Annotated in this window: 19 protein-coding genes, 1 tRNA gene and 1 pseudogene; 8 read left to right on the top strand and 13 right to left on the bottom strand. The window is 66.1% G+C overall.

Annotated elements, in window-relative coordinates; genetic code table 11:
- A pseudogene (locus F7R02_RS20850) lies at window positions 1-106 on the top strand (IS5/IS1182 family transposase); the annotation flags it as partial.
- Window positions 107-220: 114 nt separating this feature from the next.
- Here F7R02_RS20850 and F7R02_RS20860 read toward each other — a convergent pair.
- Window positions 221-1081 (bottom strand): IclR family transcriptional regulator domain-containing protein, encoded by an 861-nt coding sequence (locus F7R02_RS20860; protein ID WP_003485687.1) that lies wholly within the window; start codon window positions 1079-1081, stop codon window positions 221-223.
- 148 nt (window positions 1082-1229) lie between these two features.
- Between F7R02_RS20860 and F7R02_RS20865 the strand changes: the two genes are divergently transcribed.
- Window positions 1230-2090: a PA4780 family RIO1-like protein kinase gene (locus tag F7R02_RS20865; RefSeq protein ID WP_005912751.1), complete on the top strand. Its 861-nt coding sequence runs from the start codon at window positions 1230-1232 to the stop codon at window positions 2088-2090.
- A gap of 270 nt (window positions 2091-2360) precedes the next feature.
- On the top strand, window positions 2361-3329 hold the full coding sequence (locus F7R02_RS20870) for an alpha/beta hydrolase (RefSeq protein ID WP_005928881.1): 969 nt from the start codon (window positions 2361-2363) through the stop codon (window positions 3327-3329).
- 300 nt (window positions 3330-3629) lie between these two features.
- On the opposite strand, the gene F7R02_RS20875 is transcribed toward F7R02_RS20870, so the two are convergent.
- The 3 genes from F7R02_RS20875 to F7R02_RS20885 all read right to left on the bottom strand — a co-directional run bounded on the left by F7R02_RS20875 (window position 3630) and on the right by F7R02_RS20885 (window position 7498).
- Window positions 3630-4310: a DUF2490 domain-containing protein gene (locus tag F7R02_RS20875; protein ID WP_139371105.1), complete on the bottom strand. Its 681-nt coding sequence runs from the start codon at window positions 4308-4310 to the stop codon at window positions 3630-3632.
- Window positions 4311-4548: 238 nt separating this feature from the next.
- Window positions 4549-6453: a tRNA uridine-5-carboxymethylaminomethyl(34) synthesis enzyme MnmG gene (gene mnmG, locus F7R02_RS20880; protein ID WP_078591259.1), complete on the bottom strand. Its 1905-nt coding sequence runs from the start codon at window positions 6451-6453 to the stop codon at window positions 4549-4551.
- Between the two features lie 571 nt (window positions 6454-7024).
- Window positions 7025-7498 (bottom strand): hypothetical protein, encoded by a 474-nt coding sequence (locus F7R02_RS20885; RefSeq protein WP_003485699.1) that lies wholly within the window; start codon window positions 7496-7498, stop codon window positions 7025-7027.
- A gap of 156 nt (window positions 7499-7654) precedes the next feature.
- Here F7R02_RS20885 and F7R02_RS20890 point away from each other — a divergent pair, with 156 nt between their 5' ends.
- From F7R02_RS20890 to F7R02_RS20900, 3 genes are read left to right on the top strand one after another with little or no spacing between them, the layout of a single operon-like run.
- On the top strand, window positions 7655-8614 hold the full coding sequence (locus F7R02_RS20890; RefSeq protein ID WP_078566786.1) for a pyridoxal-phosphate dependent enzyme: 960 nt from the start codon (window positions 7655-7657) through the stop codon (window positions 8612-8614).
- A complete protein-coding gene (locus F7R02_RS20895; protein ID WP_005920033.1) occupies window positions 8599-9216 on the top strand; it encodes a YdcF family protein in 618 nt (205 codons plus the stop codon). The genes F7R02_RS20890 and F7R02_RS20895 overlap by 16 nt, the downstream gene beginning before the upstream one ends.
- Window positions 9217-9258: 42 nt before the next feature.
- On the top strand, window positions 9259-9678 hold the full coding sequence (locus tag F7R02_RS20900) for a ketosteroid isomerase-related protein (RefSeq protein WP_003485705.1): 420 nt from the start codon (window positions 9259-9261) through the stop codon (window positions 9676-9678).
- Window positions 9679-9901: 223 nt separating this feature from the next.
- Here the strand turns inward: F7R02_RS20900 and lpxO are convergent, their stop codons facing one another.
- The 7 genes from lpxO to bioB all read right to left on the bottom strand — a co-directional run bounded on the left by lpxO (window position 9902) and on the right by bioB (window position 16594).
- On the bottom strand, window positions 9902-10807 hold the full coding sequence (gene lpxO, locus F7R02_RS20905; protein ID WP_005920034.1) for a lipid A hydroxylase LpxO: 906 nt from the start codon (window positions 10805-10807) through the stop codon (window positions 9902-9904).
- 248 nt (window positions 10808-11055) lie between these two features.
- Window positions 11056-11940: a malonyl-ACP O-methyltransferase BioC gene (bioC, locus tag F7R02_RS20910; protein WP_078591260.1), complete on the bottom strand. Its 885-nt coding sequence runs from the start codon at window positions 11938-11940 to the stop codon at window positions 11056-11058.
- A gap of 67 nt (window positions 11941-12007) precedes the next feature.
- Window positions 12008-12790, bottom strand: coding sequence for an SDR family oxidoreductase (locus tag F7R02_RS20915; protein WP_078538345.1), 783 nt, complete (start codon window positions 12788-12790; stop codon window positions 12008-12010).
- A gap of 44 nt (window positions 12791-12834) precedes the next feature.
- Window positions 12835-13596 carry a pimeloyl-ACP methyl ester esterase BioH gene (bioH, locus tag F7R02_RS20920; protein ID WP_078591262.1) on the bottom strand — a complete coding sequence of 254 codons (762 nt, stop codon included), beginning with the start codon at window positions 13594-13596 and terminating at the stop codon, window positions 12835-12837.
- Between the two features lie 100 nt (window positions 13597-13696).
- The gene (locus F7R02_RS20925; RefSeq protein WP_003485712.1) at window positions 13697-14071 is read right to left on the bottom strand and encodes a DUF7079 family protein; all 375 of its coding nucleotides are present in this window, start codon (window positions 14069-14071) and stop codon (window positions 13697-13699) included.
- A gap of 191 nt (window positions 14072-14262) precedes the next feature.
- On the bottom strand, window positions 14263-15636 hold the full coding sequence (gene bioF / locus F7R02_RS20930) for an 8-amino-7-oxononanoate synthase (RefSeq protein WP_170914352.1): 1374 nt from the start codon (window positions 15634-15636) through the stop codon (window positions 14263-14265).
- On the bottom strand, window positions 15560-16594 hold the full coding sequence (gene bioB, locus F7R02_RS20935; RefSeq protein WP_005920040.1) for a biotin synthase BioB: 1035 nt from the start codon (window positions 16592-16594) through the stop codon (window positions 15560-15562). Before bioB ends, bioF begins: the two co-directional genes overlap by 77 nt.
- 49 nt (window positions 16595-16643) lie before the next feature.
- Between bioB and F7R02_RS20940 the strand changes: the two genes are divergently transcribed.
- Entirely contained in the window at window positions 16644-17369 is a 726-nt protein-coding gene (locus F7R02_RS20940; RefSeq protein WP_015471631.1) for a ComF family protein, read from the top strand.
- A 250-nt stretch (window positions 17370-17619) separates the two neighbouring features.
- Here the strand turns inward: F7R02_RS20940 and ubiA are convergent, their stop codons facing one another.
- Window positions 17620-18525, bottom strand: a complete 906-nt coding sequence (gene ubiA, locus F7R02_RS20945) for a 4-hydroxybenzoate octaprenyltransferase (protein WP_078538346.1) — start codon at window positions 18523-18525, stop codon at window positions 17620-17622.
- A gap of 476 nt (window positions 18526-19001) precedes the next feature.
- Between ubiA and F7R02_RS20955 the strand changes: the two genes are divergently transcribed.
- A tRNA-Arg gene (locus F7R02_RS20955) sits at window positions 19002-19078 on the top strand.
- A gap of 410 nt (window positions 19079-19488) precedes the next feature.
- Here the strand turns inward: F7R02_RS20955 and xopAE are convergent.
- On the bottom strand, window positions 19489-20787 hold the full coding sequence (gene xopAE, locus F7R02_RS20960; RefSeq protein WP_151210183.1) for a type III secretion system effector XopAE: 1299 nt from the start codon (window positions 20785-20787) through the stop codon (window positions 19489-19491).
- Window positions 20788-20851: the final 64 nt, after the last annotated feature.

A 20851-nucleotide genomic window follows, 5' to 3' on the forward strand; every position in this document is an offset into this window, starting at 1 on the left:
CGGCCTGGCCAAAAACACCGCACACGTGCTGACCTTGTTTGCGCTCTCCAATCTGTGGATGAAGCGAAAGCAGTTGCTGCCGGCTATGGGGAGCGTGCGCCTGTAAACCAGGAAATTCCCACGGAAAGCGCCAGAAATGGCGAAATTCCAAAGATTCAAACGCCACTCTTCGGAACGACGCGACATCCCGCACTCTCAGGCCTCGTTATTCAGACCTTCCCTAGCTCAGCAAGGTTCCCAGCCGTTGCGCCGCCTGCTTCAGCGGTTCCAGCAACTGCGCCTGCATCGTCTGCAGGCTCACCCGCCCGGCCTGGGCGCCGATGTTGAGCGCGGCGATCACCTCGCCGCGCAGGTTGCGCACCGGCACGGCGACCGAGCGCAGGCCGATTTCCAGTTCCTGATCGGTCAGGCACATGCCTTCGCGGCGCGTGCGCGCCAGCACCTCCAGCAGTGCCGAGGCCTGGGTCACCGTGCGGTCGGTCCGCGGACGCAAGGTGGTACGTTCCAGATACGCCTGCAAGGTGTCGCCGGGCAGGGCGGCCAGCAACACGCGGCCCATCGAGGTGCAGTAGGCCGGCAGCCGCGTGCCGGGGCGCAGCCCGATCGACATGATGCGCACCGTTTCCGATCGCGCCACGTACAACAGGTCGTCGCCATCCAGCACGCCCAGCGAACACGACTCGTGCAACTGGTCGCGCAGCCCGTCCAGGACCGGCTGCGCGGCCGCCGTCATCGATGAAGACGCCGCGTACGCGCCGCCGATTCCCAGCACGCGCGGCAGCAACACGTAGCCACGTCCTTGCTCGCCCACATAGCCGAGCTTGGCCAGCGTATGCAGCACGCGCCGGACAGCCGCGCGCGAAATGCCGGTTTCCAGGCTGATCTGCGACATCGTCACTTCGCGCGCGTGCTGCGCGAACACGCTCAGTACCACCAGCCCGCGCCCCAGCGAGGTCATGAAGTCCGGATCGCCCTGGGCGGCGGCGATCTGCTGCATCAGCTCATGCGGCAGGCCGCGATCGCTGCCGGCCGCAACCACGGCGGCGGGACGTTTGCGGCGGCTGGAGGCGGGCTCGGGCATAGGAATGCGGCAGCGGACAGGTCCGTGCATGGTAAGCGCTCGCGCCATGGCATGCCCCGGCTCACACTCTGTGCGTGGGCATGTAAGCGCTTCACCCTGCTTGCCGCATAATCGCTGCTGGTTTGTGACGGATCGGTGCTCTTAGTCCATGAAAACCCCCAACGGCCTGCAGCCGCTGATCGACGACGGCGTCATCGACGAAGTGTTGCGACCACTGAAGAGCGGCAAGGAAGCATCCGTCTACGTGGTGAGCGCAGGCGCCGAGATCCTGTGCGCCAAGGTCTACAAGGACATGGCGCAACGCAGTTTCCAGGCGCGCGTGCAGTACCAGGAAGGCCGCAAGGTGCGTGGCAGCCGTCAGGCGCGCGCGATGGGCAAGGCCACCAAGTTCGGCCGCAAGGAAGCTGAGACCGCCTGGAAGAACACCGAAGCCGATGCGCTCTATCAACTGGTGGATGCCGGCGTGCACGTGCCCAAACCGCGCGGTTACTTCCACGGCGTGCTGCTGATGGACCTGGTCACCGATGACGCCGGTCACAGCGCACCGCGGCTGGGCGAAGTGGAACTGGAGCCCGATCAGGCGCGCGCCTTCCATGCCAGCCTGATCGGCGATGTGGTCAAGATGCTGTCGCTGGGCCTGGTGCACGGCGATCTGTCCGAATACAACGTGCTGGTTTCGCCCGATGGCCCGGTAGTGATCGACTTTCCGCAGGTGGTCAGCGCCGCCGGCAACAATGCCGCGCGCGACATGCTGCTGCGCGACGTGCACAACCTGCGCGATTGCCTTGGCCGTTTCGCGCCCGAGCTGCTGGACACCCATTACGGCGAAGAGATGTGGGCGCTGTTCGAAAAGGGCGAACTGCGCCCGGACAGCGCGCTCACCGGGCGCTTCAAATTCGACACCCGCCGCGCCGATGTACGCGCCGTCCGTGCCTCGATCGAAGATGCGCGCCAGGAAAACCTCATTCGCCAGCAAGGCCGCGAAGCCGCTGCCGAAGACAACGATTAGCAATTGCCAACAGGCCGCTGCGCCAGCTGTCAGGTCCTTAGCAGCGCAGTGGTCGCGATGCAGCGCAGCAAATTCAACGCGCGGGCTGCCGTACCTGCACCGTTGCCAAGAGGCCGATCCACGTGTGGTCGCCTATTTTCCCGGCAATCCTTGGCTTTTCGCATGCATGCCCGGCCAGCCGGTCAATCCGTTAACACTAGTTAACGATGTGAATAGTGATGATTCATAACAATCTGGCAAGCTCGACAACTGCTTATCGGAGAGTTCGTCATGTCGTTTGATCCTGATGTCGTGCGCCTGTTCGCCCAGCTTCAAGAGGCGGCGCAGCCGCCCATGGACACCCTGCCGATCGAAGGCGCGCGCGCGATGATGCGCGCGGTGGGCGCGCAGTTCGGTTTCCAGCGCCTCGAGATGGCCGAGGTACGCGATCTGCAGGCCGATGCCGCTACCGGTGTAGTGCCTTTGCGCGTGTATCGCCCCACGGGGCTCGCAACCGGCCCAGCCCCGACCTGCCTATACGTGCACGGCGGCGGCGGTCTGGTCGGCGATCTGGAGTCCCATGACGATGTGTGTCGGCAATTGGCAGCGCGCGCTGGCTGTCAGGTGCTGGCGATCCATTACCGTCTGGCCCCCGAGCACCCGGCGCCGGCCGGTGTGGAAGATGTCATCGCGACCTTGCATTGGCTGGTTGCGCACCCGGACACGGTCGGCGCCGATGTGCAGCGCCTTGCCGTCTGCGGCGACAGTATCGGCGGCGCCATGGCCGCGGTTGCCGCACTGGCCGCGCGCGATGCCGGAATCGCATTGCGTTGCCAGCTGCTGGTCTATCCGCTGACCGACGCGCGCCAGGACAGCGGCTTGTATCCATCGCGCTCGCTCAACGCCGGCCTGCCGCCGTTGACTGCGGCAGCGGTGGAATTCTTCAACCGCCATCTGCTGCCGGATATGGCGGTGGCCAACGACTGGCGTGTCTCGCCGATGCTGGCGCCGGATGTCTCCGGCGTTGCGCCTGCGCTGGTCGTGGTCTGCGACCGCGACATGCTCTACGACGAAGGCCGCGCCTATGCCGAGCGCCTGCGTGCGGCAGGAGTGGAAGTCACCCTGCATAGCTTCCCGGGCATGATCCACGGCTTCATCAACATGGGCAGCGTCTTGCGTGCCGCCGGTGAAACGCTGGACCTGGCGGCACTGACGCTACGCCAGCGCCTGCTGCCGGCGATCGAACGCAGGGCCGCCTGACGACCTGCGGCAGCCGTGCCGAGGCTCGCGCTGCCGCAACACTGGCGGTATCGCTGCAGCTTCGGTGCGTGTGGCACCGCATGCCTGTGCGCCCTGCGACAAGAAGACCTGGATGCAGGCATGCGCCTGCCCGTATGCCGGCGCCGACGGCGCTGCGCACCACGTGGACTGTCATGGTTGTCATCGGCTGTTCGTTGGCAACGCGCAGGTCTTGTCGAATCGCCCAGCATGGCGTCCGGCGTCGATTGAAACGCACTGCCTTCAACCTCGCCCTGCAACTGGGCCACGCGCACGCGGTGCTCAGAAATTGAAGCGGAACGTGGTCATCAAGACGTGGTTTTCCCGATCCACCGCACGCGTGTTGACGAACTGATTCAGGTAACCGACATCGGCGTTGGCAATGGCATTGAATTTCCAGTTGATGCCGACGAATACCCGATTCTGATCGAGACCGCGTTGCGCGCCCCATCGGGTCTGATCCAGATTGACGAACACTTCGTTGAACGCCACCCACGACAATTGCGGACTGAACCCGCTGGGGCGCACCGCGCGGATCATTTGCCGCACGCGATACCCTTCATCGTTGAAGCCTTCGCGGTGACGCTGTTCCAGGCGCGTGCGGCTGGTAATGGTGATATCGGCGATCGGATCGAATTGATATTGAAATTGCCCCCACCAGCGATTTTCGCGGTTGGATGGCTGCCCAGCCGGATGGCTGATGATGGTGTCGTAACCCATCCAGAAACTGGCCTTGGGATTGAGCCGGTAGAACACGGCAGGGCGCAAGATCAGTTGATCGAACTGTTCGCCTTCCTCGCGCCAGCGCGGATGGACATCCATGCTCCAGTACAGGTTTTCGACCGGCAGCTTGCCTTGCGCGTAGACGCTCAGCCAGTAACGCCCGTCTTCTTCGGTCTTGGCATGTGCCGGCCAACTGCATGCCACTGTCGATAGCAGCAGAGCGCAGACGCTGCGGAACATCGCCGGCAATAACGTGCTGGATACGTTCATGTGTCGAAATATGTCGTCAGTTGGCAAATCATAGCAATAACGCTCGAGCCCGCTTCGACCGTTGGGTCGGCTCAGGTCGCCTTTGCTCGCCCGCGTGTTCGCAAATCGGGACACGCCATCGTGTCGCGATGACCGGCGCGGTCGCCCGCTGTCGTCAGAGGGATGGATGCCAACGATCACTGGCGACGGGCAGGGCCCGTCGCGTCGATCACGCCACTTGGCTGCGTCGCGCGCGTTCCAGATGCACCAGCAGCAGCGAGATCGCCGCCGGGGTCATGCCGGGAATCCGTTGTGCCTGACCGATGTGCTGGGGGCGCACGCGTTCAAGTTTCTGCTGCACTTCGATCGACAGGCCGCGCACGCTGGCGTAATCGAAACCGTCCGGGATCGGCGTGGTTTCGTGACGTTGCTGACGCGCGATATCGTCGCGCTGGCGATCCAGATAACCGGCGTACTTGACCCTGATCTCGACCTGCTCGGCCACCTGCGCATCGTCCACGCCCGGGCCCAGGGTCGGCACCCGCATCAAAGTGGCGTAATTGAGTTCCGGGCGCTTGATCAGATCCAGCACGTTGGTTTCGCGGCTGACTGTCACGCCCAGCGCGTCGGCCACCTCGCGGCCCAGCGCATTGCCCGGTGTGGCCCACAGTGCAGACAGCCGCGCCGTTTCGCGTTGCACGGCCTCCTGCTTAGCGGCAAAGCGCGCCCAGCGCGCGTCGTCCACCAGGCCCATCGCACGCCCGACGCCGGTCAGGCGCGCATCGGCATTGTCCTCGCGTAGCTGCAATCGGTATTCGGCGCGGCTGGTGAACATGCGGTACGGCTCGGTGGTGCCGTGGGTAATGAGATCGTCCACCAGCACGCCCAGGTAGGCCTCATCGCGGCGCGGCGACCACGCCGGCAGCCCCTGCACGTGGCGGGCTGCGTTGAGCCCGGCGAGCAGACCCTGGGCGGCCGCCTCTTCGTAGCCAGTGGTGCCGTTGATCTGCCCGGCGAAGAACAGCCCGCCCACCGCCTTGGTCTCCAGCGAGGCCTTGAGCCCGCGCGGGTCGAAGAAGTCGTACTCGATGGCGTAGCCGGGGCGGGTGATGTGCGCGTTCGCAAAGCCGTGGATCGAGCGCACCAGTGCCAGCTGCACATCGAACGGCAGCGAGGTGGAAATACCGTTGGGATAGATCTCGGCCACTTCCAGGCCTTCGGGTTCGACGAAGATCTGGTGGCTGGTCTTCTCGGCAAAACGCACCACCTTGTCTTCGATCGACGGGCAGTAACGCGGGCCGATGCCTTCGATCTGCCCCGAATACAGCGGCGAGCGATGCAGCGCGTTGCGAATGATCTCGTGGGTTTGCTCGGTGGTCTGGGTGATCCAGCAGCTGACCTGGCGCGGATGGTCGCTGACCTGGCCCATGAACGACATCACCGGCAATGGGTCGTCGCCGGGCTGCTCGGCCATCACGCCGTAATCGAGGGTGCGCCCGTCGATCCGCGGCGGGGTGCCGGTCTTGAGCCGGTCGATCGCGAACGGGCGCTCGCGCAGGCGCGCGGCCAGCGTGGTGGCCGGCGGATCGCCCATGCGCCCGGCCGCGTACTGCGTTTGGCCGACATGGATCTTGCCGGCCAGGAACGTGCCGGCCGTCAGCACCACCGAAGGCGCTTGGAAACGCAGCCCGGTCTGGGTGATGACCCCACGCACGCTGTCGGCTTCGCTGGCGCCGTGATGAATGATCAGATCGTCCACGGCCGCCTGGAAAACGGTCAGGTTGGGCTGGGCCTCGACGATGCAGCGGATCGCAGTGCGGTACAGGTTGCGGTCGGCCTGGCAGCGCGTGGCACGCACTGCCGGCCCCTTGGAGGCGTTGAGCGTGCGCCACTGGATGCCGGCCAGATCCGCTGCGCGTGCCATCGCCCCACCGAGTGCGTCGATCTCCTTGACCAGGTGGCCCTTGCCGATCCCGCCGATGGCCGGGTTACAGCTCATCGCCCCCACCGTCTCGATGTTGTGGGTGAGCAGCAAGGTGCGCGCCCCTGCGCGTGCAGACGCAAGGGCGGCCTCGGTGCCGGCATGACCACCTCCGATCACGATGACGTCGTAGCGATAAAAGGAGTCGGACATGAACGTGGACCAGGAGCGGAAAAGGGAAAACGGCCGCGGAAGTATCGGCTGAAGGGCGGGCCAGGTCACTTGTTCGGTAGAAAATGTGATTCAAATCACATTTACAGCAAGTGACCCTCAAGTTGGCATGTTTCGTGCGGATATCCCTACTGCACCCGTCGTGGCATTGCGACATGGGCGCAAAGGCTGGAATTGGAACAGGGGCCAGCCGCGCGTGCGATGGGGTAGCGTAAGGGTCGGTAGTCGGGGGACTGCCGGCCCTTATTTTTTATGATTCCTGCGAGTTTGCGCATGCGCCCCCTGCGCTGCAGCGCCTGCTCGGCAACATCGAACAAAAACAGAAAGCCCCGGCATGCCGGGGCTTTCTGTGTTGTAGGCGCCGATATCCGACAGGGCCGGAACAGGGGGGATCCAGATTTCCCTGTCGGACATCGACATAAGTCATTCAGTGGGGCTGGCCCGGTCAAAAAATGACGTGGCGGGTCACACAGAGCACCTAGCTTGCAGCCAATCGTCAGCTGAACGCAAGCCCCCAATATCGCCAAGTGTGGGCCAGGTCGCAGTCAGCGTCCTACGGAATCTGTTCGCGTGTAGTGCGCGGTGCGGTTTGCCGCTGGATCTCGCGAATGACCCGCGGCGGTGCGCCTATACGCGGTGGCGGCCGCGACGGCGGTGCGCCGGTTGCCGGAGGGCGGTTGGGTTGTTGCGGCCGCGAGCCGCCGGGGCGCGGCCCGTTGTTGAACGAGCCGTTCGGGCGCGGCGGACGGTACTGCGGACGGCGATCGTACTGCCGGTAGTAGTAGCCGCCACCACCACGATAAACCGGGTACACCGGGTAGTCGTACAGGCCGATCGACCCGGCGCCATAGCCATACGGCAGACCGTACGGGTTGCCGTAGAAATACGGGGAGTAGCCGGGCGGATAGCGATACTGCACGGCAGGCGCACCACGGTAATAGCCGCCCGACCCACCGCCGGTGTAGTCGTAGGTTGCGCAGCCGCCCAGGGCCAACAGCCCGGCGGCGAAGATCAGACGGAATTTCATGGATGGTGCCCTCCTGCAACCATGGTGCCACTGTCGAACCGATGCATTGAATCGGTCCTTAATTGTGCGGCATTGCGACGCTTTGTCATCGATCCAGCATGCGCGGCGGTAGGCGTGCGACCCGTGAAGAGGAGGCGATACGTTAATCTTGCAGGCATGATCGAGACGGTCCCCCTTGCCCATTCCGACGTCCTGCAAGCCGCTGCGCGGATCGCGCCGCACTGCGCGCCGACACCGTTGCTGACATCGCACAGCCTGGACGCGCTCAGCAGTGCGCAGTTGTTCTTCAAGGCCGAGCATCTGCAGCGCAGTGGCGCATTCAAGTTCCGCGGTGCCTGCAATGCCGTGTGGTCGCTGCCGGATGCGCTGGCTGCGCGCGGTGTGGTCACGCATTCATCCGGCAACCACGGCGCGGCGCTGGCGCTTGCGGCACGCACGCGCGGCATCGGCTGCCATGTGGTGGTGCCCGAGGGCGCGGTGCCGGCCAAGCTCGCCAATATCTCCCGGAACGGCGCCACGTTGTGGCGTTGCGCGCCGACCATCGCGGCGCGGGAACAGATGTGCGCCGAGGTGCAGGCCGGCAGCGGCGCCACGCTGGTGCACCCGTATACCGATCGTGCAGTGATCGCCGGGCAGGGCACCGCCACGCTGGAGTTGCTGCACCAGAGCGGCGGGCTGGATGTGCTGGTGGCGCCTGTCGGCGGTGGTGGGCTGGCGGCCGGTGCCGCACTGGCGCTGCAGGCGTCGCCGGACTGCGAGCTGGTGCTGGCCGAGCCTGCCGGCGCAGCCGACACCGCGCGTTCGCTGGCGGCCGGGCAGCGGCTGGTCGATTTCGTGCCGGACACCATTTGCGACGGCCTGCGCGGCACCTTGGGCGCGCCCAACTTCGCAGTGCTGCAGCGCGCCGGTGCGCAGGTGATCACGGTGGACGATGCCGCGGTGGTGCAGGCCATGCGGCTGGTCTGGCAGTTGCTCAAGCAAGTGGTCGAGCCGTCTTCGGCGATCGCCCTGGCTGCGGTCCTGGCCCAGCCGGCACGGTTTGCCGGGCGGCGAGTGGGGCTGATCCTGTCCGGCGGCAATGTCGATCTGGACGCCTTGCCTTGGGTCGCGGCGTGAGCAGGCGCTCACGCGGGCTCGGCCTGTGGGGCTGGGGCTGGCGGTTGTGCATGCTGGCGCTGATCTGGCTGGTGGCCGTGGCAGGCTGGATCGTGTGGATCGGCGACCGCGATCAGGCCGCGCCGGCCGATGTGATCATCGTGCTGGGTGCGGCCGCCTACGATGCGCGCCCTTCGCCGGTGTTCGAAGAACGCATCCGGCACGCACTGGATCTATACGCGCAGGGCTATGCGCCGCGGCTGTTGTTCACCGGCGGCTTCGGCAACGGTGCGCGCTTTGCCGAATCGCAGGTAGCACGACGCTACGCGCTGCGCCACGGCATCCCGCCGGACGCCATCGTGATCGAGACCACCTCGCGCACCACCCGGCAGAACCTGGAACAGGCGCGCACGCTGATGGAGCGGCACGGCCTGCATCGGGCGATCATCGTCAGCGACCCACTGCACATGGCGCGTGCGCTGCGACTGAGCCAGGAACTGGGTATCGACGCGCTGGCCTCGTCCACGCCGAGCACGCGTTTTCGCAGCTTCCACACCAGCTGGCGCTTCCTGTTGCAGGAGGTGTATTACTTCCACCGCGATCTGGTGGTGCAAGGGTCGTGACCGCAGGCCTATGATGCGGCTTTCCCAGCGGCAGGTTCGAGCATGAGCGAGACCCATCGGCAACACGCCATCGGCCTGGTCCAGGCCTACTACGCAGCATTCAACCGTGGCGACTGGGACGGCATGTTGGCGTTTCTGGCCGAGGACGTCGCCCATGACCTCAACCAAGGTCCACGCGAAATCGGCCGCAACGAATTTGCCGCATTCCTGCAGCGCATGAACGACAGTTACCGCGAGCAATTGCGCGATGTGGTCGTCATCGCCAACGACGATGGCACCCGGGTCGGCGCCGAGTACGTGGTGCATGGCGTCTATCACACCACCGACGAAGGCCTGCCGGAGGCCACCGGGCAGACCTATGTGCTGGTGGGCGGTGCGTTCTTCGACGTGCGCGGCGACAAGATCACCCGCGTGACCAACTACTACAACCTGCAGGAATGGATTGCGCAGGTATCGCGCTGAGCACATCGACCGCATCGGCCAGCGCTGCGTAGGGGCGCACCTGGGCGCGATGAGGCGTTACCGGCATTACCGGCAATGCCTGGTCGCGCCCGGGTGCGCTCCTACGTGATTGGTGCGGTATCGCGGCCGGAGCTGCGCCTATGTAGGAGCACGCTTGCGCGCGATGAGGCGTTACCGGCTATGCCGGTCGCGCCAAGTGCGTTCCTAGGTGGGTGGGCGAGGGTTACAGCAGCACGATTCCGACCACCACCAGGATGAAGATGCCCCACTTGAGCACCTGGTACAGCGGGTTGTTGCGTTCCTTCAGCGCCTTGGCCTTGAGGCGTGCGGCGTAGAAATAGCGGAACACGCGATTGATGCCGCCGGTCTTGTCGCCTTCCTGATTGGGCGAGGCGCCGGCCGAGAGCAGGCTGCGGCCGACGAAGCGGTTCACCGCAGCCGCCCAGCGCCAACGCATCGGGCGTTCGATATCGCAAAACAGGATGATGCGGTCCTGGTCGGTGTCGTTGCGCGCGTAGTGGATGTAGGTTTCATCGAACATGGTCCACTCGCCATCGCGCCAGCTGTGGCGTTGCCCGTCGACGTCGATGAAGCAACGGTCGTCGTTGGGTGTGGCCAGGCCCAGGTGCAGGCGCATGGAGCCGGCGAACGGGTCGCGGTGCGGGCGTAGTTCGCTGCCCGGCGGCAGCTCGGCGAACATCGCTGCCTTGACCGTGGGAATGGACTTCAGCAAGGCGGTGGTCTGCGGACACAATTCGGCTGCCGACGGATGCGCGGTGCCGTACCACTTCAGATAGAAGCGCTTCCAGCCACGCCGGAAGAACGAATTGAAGCCGATGTCGGTATAGCCTTCAGCAGCGCGGATCTTCTGCATCTGTTGCAACGCCACCGCTTCGTCGCGGATCAGTGGCCAGCTGGCGCGCAGCGGCGCCAGCTCGGGAAATTCCTTGCCCGGGTCGATGAATGGCGTGGTCGGCACCCGCGAACACAGGTACATCAGCGTGTTGATGGGGGCCATGAAGGTGGAATGGTCCAGCAACTGCCGGCTGAGCCGGTGCCGCACGCGACCGCGGTAATGGATGTAGAGCGCCGATGCGATGAACAACGCGATGAGGAGCCACTTCAACATGGGGGAGGCCGATTGGGGGGGCGGGGGGCCGCAAACGTGATAGTGGCTGCCAAGCAGCGCACGCAGCACTGCTGCGTCGTGTCGGTAGCCACCATCGAACAAGGTGATCCGCAACAGGGAGGTGCGGCCGTTAACTTCAGAATTCTAGCAAGTCTCCGCCGAGCCTGACAGGTGAGCATGAGCGGGGGCGCAATACTCTGTGTCTCACCGGCAGTGGATGCGCGACGACCAACGTTCTGTACCGCCGCTCAGTCGATGCGGCGGCGGATCGGGATGGCGCTGACCGGCACGCTGGCGACGTCATGCCCGTGTTCGCGGATGGGCGCGCCCGGCGCCGGTGCCCAGGCATGGGCGTAGATCACCTCCCAGGAGCTGGGCAGGGTGCCGTCCGGCCGCCGCAGCGGTTCGTAGGCAGCGCTGGCGGCCGCGAAGCGACCGCGTCCGGTCAAGGTGGCACGGCGGTTGCTGAGCGCATTGGTTGCCCCCATCGCACGCAGTTCGCGCATCAGCGCGGGCAGATCGTTGTAGGTCAGGGTGAACAGGTCGCGGTCCAGCACCGGGTCGCGGAACCCGGACATCAGCAGGGCATCGCCGAATTGGGCGATCGGCGCAAAGCGGCTGACGTGCGGGGCCGGGTCGCTCTGCGCAAAGGCATCGCGCAATTCGATCAGTGTTTCCGGGCCGAAGGTGGAGCACAGCAGCAGCCCACCCGGGCGCAAAGCGCGGCGGAAACCGGCGAACACGGTCGGCAGGTCTTCCACCCACTGCAGGCACAGATTGCTGAAGATCACATCCACGCTGCCGTCGGCGACCGGTAGCGCGCGCGCATCGGCGCACACCTGCGTAAACGGCTTCCACCAGCCCGCGGCCTTGCGCGCCTGGCGCAGCATCGGCATGGCCTGATCCAGCGCGATGACCTGCGCCTTGGGCCAGCGCTTCTTGATTGCAGCGCTGGCATGGCCGGGGCCGGCGCCGACATCCAGCGCCACCTTGGGCACCTGCTCGCCCAGGTAGTCGAGCGATTCGAGCAGGCGGGTTTCCGCTTCGCGTTGAAGTGCGGCTGCGGCGGTATAGGTACTGGCGGCACGCGCAAAGGCGCGCCGGACGTGGCGGGGGTCGAAAGTACTGGTCATGGCGCCGCTATTGTCGCCCCAGGGCTAGGGCGGAGGGAATCGATGCGTGGTGCGCGACGACGCCACGCTAGAACGTGCCGGGATAGCTGCCGCCATCGATCAACAGATTCTGTCCGGTGATATAGCCGGCCTGCGCGCTGCACAGAAAGGCGCAAGCCGCACCGAACTCGTCCGGCTCGCCAAAACGCGCCGCCGGAATGCCCGCACGCTTGCGTTCGGCGACCTTGTCGGCACTGCTGCCCTGTTGCTGCGCGATGGCGGCGAAGTTGCCGCGCAGGCGGTCGGTGGCGAACTGCCCAGGCAATAGGTTGTTGATGGTGACGTTGTCGGCCACGGTGCTGCGCGCAAGCCCGGCGACGAAGCCGGTGAGGCCGGCGCGCGCGCCATTGGACAGGCCAAGGATGTCGATCGGCGCCTTCACCGCGCTGGAGGTGATGTTGACGATGCGGCCGAAGCGGCGTGCGCGCATGCCATCGACGGTGGCGCGGATCAGTTCGATCGGCGCCAGCATGTTGGCGTCTAGCGCGCGCAACCAGTCGGCGCGTTCCCACTGGCGGAAATCGCCTGGCGGCGGGCCGCCCGCGTTGTTGATCAGGATGTCGACCTGCGGGCAGGCCGCGAGTGCGGCGCTGCGCCCTTCCGGCGTGGCGATATCGGCAACCACGCTGCGCACTTCGCCAGAGCCGGGCAATGCGCGCAAGGCATCGGCGGCGTGCTCCAGTGCCTCACGGCCGCGCGCGGCGATCACCACATTGCCGCCTTCGCCGGCCAATGCACGTGCGCAGCCCAGACCCAGCCCTTTGCTTGCGGCGCAGACCAACGCCCAGCGGCCAGCGATTCCCAGATCCATGCGAGTGTCCCTCGATCAGCGATGTCGCATGATCGACGATCGGCTCATGGCACGGACGCAACGAAGCGTTGCAGTGCCTCGCTCACCTGATCTGCATGACCAAGAAACGGCGCGTGACCACCGCCAGCAATGGTGAGCGCCTGCGCGTGCGGGCTGAGCGCGGCGGCGGCATGCATGCCGGCGGCAGGCACCAGGCGATCGCGTTGCCCGGCGATCCACAGGCTGGGGCGTGCGAGCTGCGGCACGGTGCGGCGCAGATCGGTGCGTTCGAGCAGGGTGAGCCCTTGCTGCAACGCTTCCGGTGCCGGTTCGCCGCGCGCGGTGAGCGTCTCGCGCAGGCTGCGCAGTTCGCTGCGTGCATGCGCCGAGCCGAGCGTGTCCAGCGCAAGAAAACGCTCCAGCGTGCCGCGATAGTCGCGCGACAACGCCACGCCGAATTGCACGAACACCTCGCGCTGGACGGCACTCGGCCAATCGCTGCCACGCACGAAACGCGGCGTGGCGGCAATCATCGCCAACCCACGCACCTGCGGCAGGGTGGCGGCCGCATGCAGCGCAAACAGCCCGCCCAGCGACCAGCCCAGCCATACCGCCGGCGGTGTGGCGGCCGCAATTTCTGCAACCACATAGGGCAAGGCCAGCGGTGTGCTGTCGTCGCGACTGAAGCCGTGCCCGGGCAGGTCGACCAGATGCAATTGATAGTGCGGCGCCAGGCGCTCCACCAGCGGTGCGAACACGCCGCCGTGCAGTGCCCAACCGTGCAGGAGAACCAGCGCAGGCCCGTGGCCGATGACATCGATATGCATGCGCGCATTGTCGCCGATTGTGGCGTGCCGGCACGCATCGTGGGATACGCGCTGGTGATTGGAGGCACGCAGATCCGATGTTGGGTGCAGCGTCTTGGCGTCAATGCGTGGCGGCTGCACGCAGTGCGAGGATTCTCGGGGCCAGCAACGCCCATTGCGCACGCGCATGGCCGCACCAGCGCCAGCGCGCCGGCCAATGCCGGCGCCGTGCGCGCCGCACCTGGATCGCCGCCGCCAGCCAGTCGGGATCGAAGCCGTCCCAGACGCCGGCCACGCTGCGCAGATTGCCGATCAGCACCGGGTGCACCTCGTACAACAACATCGTGCGCAACTGTTCCAGGGCGAAGGGCGAGGCAGCCAGGACGCGTGCGATGCCGTCGTCGTCGCAACTGTCGCTGTCCAGGTACAGCCGCGACAACGCTTCCCACACGCGACGTTGCGCCGCCGTGGCTGTGCCTGGTGTCGCGCGTGACATGTCAGTGCCGGGGTGCAATCGGATACCGGCACGCACCGGTTGCACGGCTGGTCCAATGCAGGCAAACCATCGCGCAATGCACGGTCAGCGCGCCGTGGTCGCCTGCCACGCAGGTGCGTCGTGCGATCGCTGCATTGGCTGAGTGGCCCGCGCGTGTCTGCGTGCAGGCCAGCCACGCGCTGCCACTCGCCTCAGGCAGAGGCACGCAGCGGCTGCCGACTGACCACATCGCGCGCCTGCACGATGGCCTCGATCAGTGCCTGCACCTGCTGCGGCGTATGCAGCGCAGACAAGGTGACGCGCAAGCGCGCCTTGCCTTCGGGCACGGTGGGCGGACGAATGGCACCAACCATGAAACCTGCGTGTTCGAGCGCAGCCGACATCGCCATCACGGTTGCTTCCTCGCCGCATAGCAGCGGCTGGATCGGCGTGTCGGAGGCCATCAGTTCGAAGCCGTGCTTGCGCGCGCCATCGCGGAACGCACCGATCAATTCGACCAGGCGCGCACGCCGCCAATCGTCGCGCCGCGCCAGGCGCACGGCCGCCAGGGTGGCCGCGACCTGCGCCGGCGGCAATGCAGTGGTGTAGATGTAGGGGCGCGCAGTTTCGGCCAGATGGCGCACCAACGCCTCTTCGCCCACCACCACCGCGCCGTAGCCACCGAGCGCCTTGCCCAGGGTGACCAACTGCAACGGCACTTCGGCCACGCCCAACCCGGCATCGGCGACGCAACCGCGCCCTTGCGGACCGAGCACGCCAACACCGTGCGCGTCGTCCACATAGAACAGCGCTTGCTGCATGCGTGCCACCAGGCTCAAGGCGCGCAGCGGCGCGACATCGCCGTCCATGCTGAAAACGCCGTCTGTGGCCAGCATCGCCGCGCCTTCGGGCGCGCCCTTGAGCTGGCGCATCGCGCCTTCCACATCCAGGTGCGGATAGCGCCGCAACCGGCAACCGGCCAGCCGCGTGGCATCGAGCAGGCTGGCGTGATTGAGCCGGTCCTGCACGCAGACATCGTCTTCTTCGCTGAGCAACGCCTGTTGCACGGCCAGGTTGGCGATGAAGCCGCTGCCGAACAGCAACGCCGACGGATAGCCCAGCCATTCGGCGATTTCGCGTTCCAATGTTTCGTGCGCGGTGTGGTGCCCGCAGATCAGATGCGAGGCGGTGGCGCCGGCACCATCGCGGGCAGCGGCATCCTGCAGCGCGGCGACCACTTCGAACTGTTGCGACAAGCCTAGGTAGTCGTTGGAACAGAAACCGGTCAGCCAACGGCCGTCGATCTCCAGCCGCACGCCATCGCGCCGGCCCACCTGCCGTCGCACCCGCACCCGTTCCTGGGCCACACGCAATTTGCGCAGCGACGAAATCCGTTCGTGCAGATCGGGGCGAGCCATGGGGGCGTTCAACGGCAGGGAAGGCCGGCTAGCGTAGCGTGCCGGGCTCAGGGCGCCCAGCCGCCACCGACGACCGGTGCCGTGCGCCGGGTCAGGCGGCGTGCTCGCAGGCCGCGCTACGGGTGATCTCCGCATGGACGGTGCCGGGGTGATCGTGCTCGGCCGCATCGACGGTGACCTGCATCGGGCGCAGGCCCAGGCGCTGGAACAGGGCCTGGTCGCGCTCGGTGTCCGGGTTGCCGGTGGTGAGCAGTTTTTCGCCGTAGAAAATCGAATTGGCACCGGCCAGGAAGCACAGCGCCTGCAGTTCGTCGCTCATCGTCTCGCGGCCGGCGGACAGGCGCACCATCGATTTCGGCATGGCGATACGGGCAACGGCGATCATGCGCACGAACTCGAACGGATCCAGCTGCTGGGTGCCGTGCAGCGGAGTACCGGGTACCTGCACCAGCTGGTTGATCGGCACCGAATCCGGATGCGCCGGCAGCGTGGCCAGCGCCAGCAGCAGGCCGATGCGGTGTTCGCGGGTTTCGCCCATGCCGACGATGCCGCCGCAGCAGGTCTTCAGGCCGACATCGCGCACATGCTCCAGCGTGTTCAGGCGGTCCTGATACTGGCGGGTGTGGATGATCGAGTCGTAGTAATCCGGCGCGGTGTCCAGATTGTGGTTGTAGTAGTCCAGCCCGGCGTCCTTGAGCGCACGCGCCTGGCCGGCGTCGAGCATGCCGAGCGTGGCGCAGGTTTCCAGGCCCATGGCCTTCACCTCGCGGATCATGGCGGCCACCTTGGGGATGTCGCGCTCCTTGGGCGAGCGCCAGGCGGCGCCCATGCAGAAGCGCGAGGCGCCGGCGGCCTTGGCCTGGCGCGCCTTGGCGACGACCTCTTCGGTCTCCATGAGCTTCTGCGCGCTCACGCCTGTGTCGTAGCGCTGCGCCTGCGGGCAATACGCGCAGTCTTCCGGGCAGCCGCCGGTCTTGACCGAGAGCAAGGTGGACACCTGCACTTGCGCCGGATCGAAGTGCGCGCGATGCACGCTGGCCGCGCGGTGCAGCAGCTCCGGAAACGGCAGATCGAACAGCGCCTGCAGCTCTTTGCGATCCCAGTCATGGCGGACGACAACAGACATCGGAGTTTCCTGACAGTCAGCGGCTTGGAAGCCAGGCAGTCTGGTGAGCATGCAAGAGACTGTCAACTTCAATCAGGTCCGATCGGTTTACAGATGGCCGCAGCGGGTGCTGCGACTGTTGCTGCCGAGCCTGTGCCTGGTCTGCGCGGAGGCCGGCACGCCCGACGGCGATCTATGCCCTGCATGTCGCGCCGCCTTGCCCGATCATGGCCACGCCTGCCTGTGCTGCGCCACGCAGCTGTTCGCCTCCGACGCGGTGGTGCTGTGCGGGCAGTGCCTGCAGCACCCACCAGCGCTGCAGCGGGTGCATGCCTGTTTTACCTATCGCTGGCCGGTGGATGGGCTGCTGCGGCGGTTCAAGTTCCATCAGGACCTGGCGGCCGGCCGCCTGCTGAGCGAACTGATGGCCCGGCGCTGCGTGGGGCTGCCGCGCCCGCAGGCATTGGTACCGGTAAGCCTGCACCGGCAGCGCCTGCGCCAGCGCGGTTACGACCAGGCGCTGGAGCTGGCCCGACCGCTGGGCCGCGCGCTGCAGCTGCCGTGCCAGCCGTTGCTGCGCCGGGTTCGCGCGACCGCACCGCAATCCGAACTGGATGCGGCCGAGCGGCAGCGCAATCTGCGCGATGCGTTCGAGGTCCGCGGCGCCTTGCCGGCGCATGTGGCCTTGGTGGACGACGTGATGACGACCGGCGCGACGCTCCACGCCGCGGCCAAGGCCTTGCGCAAGGCGGGTGTTCAACGGGTGGATGCCTGGGTCTGCGCGCGGGTGCCGTGATCTAGCCGGCGGCCGCCGGGTGCGCGAGGCTTCGCCCGCACCCTCACCCCAGCCTCTCTCCCGCAGGAGACGGGCTCTTTGTCCGACGGCACAGCGCGATGGATGGCGATGCGGCTTCGGCGGGTGGATGGCCAGAAGAGATTGAGGAATAGAGCAGTTGAAGCTGGTGGCGGGCTTGAATCCTTGCTCGCAATTTCAAGGTCTGACCTTCAATCGACGAATTTCCCATCCCCAATCCCCAATCCCGAATCTAACGCCCTGCCACCGCCACTGCGATGCCGACGAAGATCGCCAGGCCAACCCAGTTGTTGTGCAGGAAGGCGCGGAAGCAGGGGCCGCGCTCGCGGTGGCGGGCGATGCGGAATTCGTAGGCGACCAGCAGCGCTGCAGCGCCCAGGCCGGCCCAGTACGCCACACCGAGAGTAGCGCGCAGGCCGACCATTACCAGCGTCGCGGCCATCAGCGCATACAGGATGCCTTGCGCGATCAGATCGAATCTGCCGAACAGGATGGCGGTGGACTTGCTGCCCATGCGGATATCGTCGTCGCGGTCGACCATGGCGTACCAGGTGTCGTAGGCGGTGGCCCACAGGATGTTGGCGGCATACAGCAGCCAGCCCAGCAACGGCACGCTGCCTTGCACGGCGGCGAAGGCCATCGGGATGCCCCAGCCGAACGCCATGCCCAGATAGACCTGCGGCAGGTGGGTATGGCGCTTGAGATAGGGGTAGCTGGCGGCCAGGAAGACGCCGGGCACGCTCAGCATCACGGTCAGCCAGTTGAGCGTGAGCACCAGCGCGAAGGCCACCAGCATCAGCGCCACGAATACCCATAATGCCTCGCGCCCGGAGACCGCGCCGGTGGCCAGCGGACGCGATTTGGTGCGCTCCACGTGCGGATCCAGCCAGCGGTCGGCGTAATCGTTGATCACGCAACCGGCCGAGCGGGTCAGCCACACCCCGGCGGTGAACACGAAGAGCGTCCACAGCGGCGGCAGGCCGTCGGCGGCCAGCCACAACGCCCACCAGGTGGGCCAGAGCAGCAGCAGGCTTCCGATCGGGCGGTCGCCGCGGACCAGCTTCCAGTACTGGCCCAATCGCTGCGGCCACGTCAGCGCGCGCGCTGCGGGCAGTTGTTCGACACCATGCTTGCTCATGCGGCAAAGGGTAGCAGCGCGGCTTGGCCGTGGTCATGTGCGGGGTGGGCGCTGCCCGGGCGGCAATCCTGGGAAAGCCCTGCGTCCGCGATGGCAGGCTGTTCACGGGTGCGGCTGGCCTGAACGACGTGGTCGCAAGCGGCTAAGCCGGACGTTGGCGCAGTCAGGCGTGCGGCGGGTATGCGGCTACAACGCAAGCTCGGCAGTGACCGCGCTCGGGTGCGTGCTCAACCGCACGGTCAGGCTGGTGACGTTGAGCGGGCTTGCGTTCTGCAGACTACCGCTTGAGACGGCGACACCGTTGCACGGCCTGGATCCGGTGCGCTCGAACCTGGGCATCCGGTTGCGACCCACCGACTGCCCGGGCCGAGAGGCCGGTGTCATGACGTCTCCAGTGACGCCGTGGCTCACCCAGGTCCCGCGCCGCCCGGCCCCATCACGCGCATACCGGCTGTTCTGGCATAATGCGCGGCCAGGCGCTCGTAGCTCAGCCGGATAGAGTAGTGGCTTCCGAAGCCATTGGTCGGGGGTTCGAATCCCTCCGGGCGCACCAAATTCCGTTCCAGGCGTGTCCTGGGATGAACAAAAGCCCTCGAGAGATCGGGGGCTTTTTGTTGTCTGTACATCGAAAGGTCTATCCGGATCCATTGGCATCCGGACTGGTCGGGCCACAGATGGGAGCACCAGCCCTCAACGCAGACGCGCAGCGGATAGATGCCCCATGCAGTCAAGCGGCTTCATGGAACGCTTCAACGACAGCGAACAACGCGGCGTTCTGGATATGCACGGGTTCCGCGGCGTGAGCGAAGCGATCAAACAGACCGGCCGACGCTTGGCTGGTTGCTGGCATCCAATAAAGACTGCATGGGCTCGGCGGGCAAACACCCGCCGAGCTCTGCGATCAACATCGCCAGCATGCCTGCCGTTTAAAGTGCCGGGCGCGATATCACCGGTCTCCAGGGTCTAACGGATGTCCCATTCCCTGAGCAGTACACGGGCTCGCTGCTCGATGAAGCGGTTCGCGTTGGCCTGCGCACGTTCGGACTCCTGCTTGGCCTCTGCGTCCCCGATGCCACCCTGCTGCGCTTCTTCGAACTGCGCCATCGTCCACGTGATCGCCGCATCCTGCGCCGCTTGTCCCTCCACATCGTGCATGGAAATATAGGCCTTCAATGGCGGCCACATCTCCACACGCCCGGTGAGTTTATTCCTGCTGCGCAGCAGCCTCTCCCTGGGCAGCCCCAAGTCTGGATTTTGCAGGGCGTCCTGCAGCAGGCCCAGTGCAGTCTGGTGGTCCTGCGTGTGCATGAGCTTGTGCTTGAGCATCTCGGAAAACGCGGTTTTGGCGTCTCCTCGCACGGCGGGCCCGAAACCGCCCACATGCGTCATGCCATCCATGTTGAGCGTCTTGACGGTGTGGTCGCTCAAAAATTGGCCGAAGCTGCTGCGAAATTCGGGTGAGCGAATGGCCTCGGCCACCACCTGGTCCAGCAGGGGCATGTCGGCCGGCGTGATGGATGCGCCGAAGATCCTGGCAGTTTGCGCCAAGCCTTGCGTCCACTTGTCAAAACGCTCACCCAGGTCGGCATCGACAGTGCGCAGCACGCGCGCGAACTCGGGGACGCGGTTCCAGGACGACCCAGCCTGTTGCGCCGCCGGCACGGGCGCGCGCCGCCTTCTCTCGGCCAGTCGCTGTGCCGCGCGCTGTGCCTCGCGCGCAGCGCGCTCCGGGTCGCGGATCTGCAGCAATTGGCCTGCCAGATGATCCGGCACCTTGATATCGCACTGAGCGGGCAGTCGGGCCAGCGACTGCGGAAGAGTCTGCAGGCCGGTGCCGCGCAGGTCCAGCAGTTGCAACTGAGCGAGATCCCCCACGCTGTCGGGTAGTTGCTGGAGCGCGGCGCAATCTTTGAGCGAGAGTTCCGTCAAGCCGTGCAGTTGACCGATGTCCTCGGGCAAATGCGCCAGCCGGCGGTTGGACGACAGGGTGAGTTTTTCCAGCCGATGCAGCTGGGTGAGGCTGCCAGGAAGCTGCTCCAGCTCGGAGTTCGATGCCACCTCCAGCGACCTGAGCCCCTGCATGAGACCGATGTTTTCAGGCAACTCGCGAAAATGCGACGAGCGCAACATACGCAACTCGGTCAATCGGCTCAGTTCAACGATGCTGGCCGGCAGCCGCGCATAGTGCCCGCCTCCTAGGGAAGCTCTGAACAACGCACCACAGATACGCGACACTACCCGCCTCATCATGTAGAGGATCATCTATGCAGCTGACGTTCGGTGACGCTGAGGGCCTGGGCAAGCGCAAGCAGACCCGGCGCGAGAT

Origin of the sequence: Xanthomonas cissicola, from assembly GCF_008801575.1 — a bacterium.
Classification (GTDB): Bacteria; Pseudomonadota; Gammaproteobacteria; order Xanthomonadales; family Xanthomonadaceae; genus Xanthomonas; species Xanthomonas cissicola.

Excerpts from the sequence above, each read along its gene's own strand:
- F7R02_RS20900 (WP_003485705.1), top strand. The coding sequence starts at position 9,259 with ATGAGCGAGACCCATCGGCAACACGCCATCGGCCTGGTCCAGGCCTAC.
- F7R02_RS20865 (WP_005912751.1), top strand. The coding sequence starts at position 1,230 with ATGAAAACCCCCAACGGCCTGCAGCCGCTGATCGACGACGGCGTCATC.
- F7R02_RS20870 (WP_005928881.1), top strand. The coding sequence starts at position 2,361 with ATGTCGTTTGATCCTGATGTCGTGCGCCTGTTCGCCCAGCTTCAAGAG.
- bioH (WP_078591262.1), bottom strand. The coding sequence starts at position 13,596 with ATGCATATCGATGTCATCGGCCACGGGCCTGCGCTGGTTCTCCTGCAC.
- lpxO (WP_005920034.1), bottom strand. The coding sequence starts at position 10,807 with ATGTTGAAGTGGCTCCTCATCGCGTTGTTCATCGCATCGGCGCTCTAC.
- xopAE (WP_151210183.1), bottom strand. The coding sequence starts at position 20,787 with ATGATCCTCTACATGATGAGGCGGGTAGTGTCGCGTATCTGTGGTGCG.
- F7R02_RS20940 (WP_015471631.1), top strand. The coding sequence starts at position 16,644 with ATGCAAGAGACTGTCAACTTCAATCAGGTCCGATCGGTTTACAGATGG.
- F7R02_RS20885 (WP_003485699.1), bottom strand. The coding sequence starts at position 7,498 with ATGAAATTCCGTCTGATCTTCGCCGCCGGGCTGTTGGCCCTGGGCGGC.
- bioB (WP_005920040.1), bottom strand. The coding sequence starts at position 16,594 with ATGTCTGTTGTCGTCCGCCATGACTGGGATCGCAAAGAGCTGCAGGCG.
- bioF (WP_170914352.1), bottom strand. The coding sequence starts at position 15,636 with ATGCGGCCGAGCACGATCACCCCGGCACCGTCCATGCGGAGATCACCC.
- F7R02_RS20925 (WP_003485712.1), bottom strand. The coding sequence starts at position 14,071 with ATGTCACGCGCGACACCAGGCACAGCCACGGCGGCGCAACGTCGCGTG.
- F7R02_RS20875 (WP_139371105.1), bottom strand. The coding sequence starts at position 4,310 with ATGTTCCGCAGCGTCTGCGCTCTGCTGCTATCGACAGTGGCATGCAGT.
- F7R02_RS20860 (WP_003485687.1), bottom strand. The coding sequence starts at position 1,081 with ATGCCCGAGCCCGCCTCCAGCCGCCGCAAACGTCCCGCCGCCGTGGTT.
- ubiA (WP_078538346.1), bottom strand. The coding sequence starts at position 18,525 with ATGAGCAAGCATGGTGTCGAACAACTGCCCGCAGCGCGCGCGCTGACG.
- F7R02_RS20890 (WP_078566786.1), top strand. The coding sequence starts at position 7,655 with ATGATCGAGACGGTCCCCCTTGCCCATTCCGACGTCCTGCAAGCCGCT.
- bioC (WP_078591260.1), bottom strand. The coding sequence starts at position 11,940 with ATGACCAGTACTTTCGACCCCCGCCACGTCCGGCGCGCCTTTGCGCGT.
- F7R02_RS20915 (WP_078538345.1), bottom strand. The coding sequence starts at position 12,790 with ATGGATCTGGGAATCGCTGGCCGCTGGGCGTTGGTCTGCGCCGCAAGC.
- mnmG (WP_078591259.1), bottom strand. The coding sequence starts at position 6,453 with ATGTCCGACTCCTTTTATCGCTACGACGTCATCGTGATCGGAGGTGGT.